The organism is Streptomyces sp. NPDC059398 (assembly GCF_042751845.1).
In the GTDB taxonomy this organism is placed as follows: Bacteria; Actinomycetota; Actinomycetes; order Streptomycetales; family Streptomycetaceae; genus Streptomyces.
Genome location: NZ_JBHYWP010000221.1, coordinates 1 through 1061, shown reverse-complemented (window position 1 = coordinate 1061; position 1061 = coordinate 1). Strand labels below are relative to the sequence as shown.

Sequence of the window (1061 nt, the reverse complement as noted above, 5' to 3'; positions counted from 1 at the left end):
AACACAGTGGACGCGAGCAACTGAGGACAAGCCCTCGGCCTATTAGTACCAGTCAGCTCCACCCGTTACCGGGCTTCCACATCTGGCCTATCAACCCAGTCGTCTACTGGGAGCCTTAACCCCTCAAAGGGGGAGGGAACACTCATCTCGAAGCAGGCTTCCCGCTTAGATGCTTTCAGCGGTTATCCTTTCCGAACGTAGCCAACCAGCCATGCCCTTGGCAGGACAACTGGCACACCAGAGGTTCGTCCGTCCCGGTCCTCTCGTACTAGGGACAGCCCTTCTCAATATTCCTACGCGCACAGAGGATAGGGACCGAACTGTCTCACGACGTTCTAAACCCAGCTCGCGTACCGCTTTAATGGGCGAACAGCCCAACCCTTGGGACCGACTCCAGCCCCAGGATGCGACGAGCCGACATCGAGGTGCCAAACCATCCCGTCGATATGGACTCTTGGGGAAGATCAGCCTGTTATCCCCGGGGTACCTTTTATCCGTTGAGCGACAGCGCTTCCACAAGCCACTGCCGGATCACTAGTCCCGACTTTCGTCCCTGCTCGACCCGTCGGTCTCACAGTCAAGCTCCCTTGTGCACTTACACTCAACACCTGATTGCCAACCAGGCTGAGGGAACCTTTGGGCGCCTCCGTTACTCTTTAGGAGGCAACCGCCCCAGTTAAACTACCCATCAGACACTGTCCCTGATCCGGATCACGGACCGAGGTTAGACATCCAGCACGACCAGAGTGGTATTTCAACGACGACTCCACAACCACTGGCGTGGCCGCTTCACAGTCTCCCACCTATCCTACACAAGCCGAACCGAACACCAATATCAAACTATAGTAAAGGTCCCGGGGTCTTTCCGTCCTTCTGCGCGAAACGAGCATCTTTACTCGTAGTGCAATTTCACCGGGCCTATGGTTGAGACAGTCGAGAAGTCGTTACGCCATTCGTGCAGGTCGGAACTTACCCGACAAGGAATTTCGCTACCTTAGGATGGTTATAGTTACCACCGCCGTTTACTGGCGCTTAAGTTCTCAGCTTCGCCACCCCGAAGA

At 55.6% G+C, this 1061-nt stretch carries 1 rRNA gene; it reads right to left on the bottom strand.

The features are described 5' to 3' along the window. Nucleotides 1-22 precede the first annotated feature (22 nt). Nucleotides 23-1061: ribosomal RNA gene (locus ACFXBC_RS35120) — 23S ribosomal RNA — on the bottom strand; the annotation flags it as partial.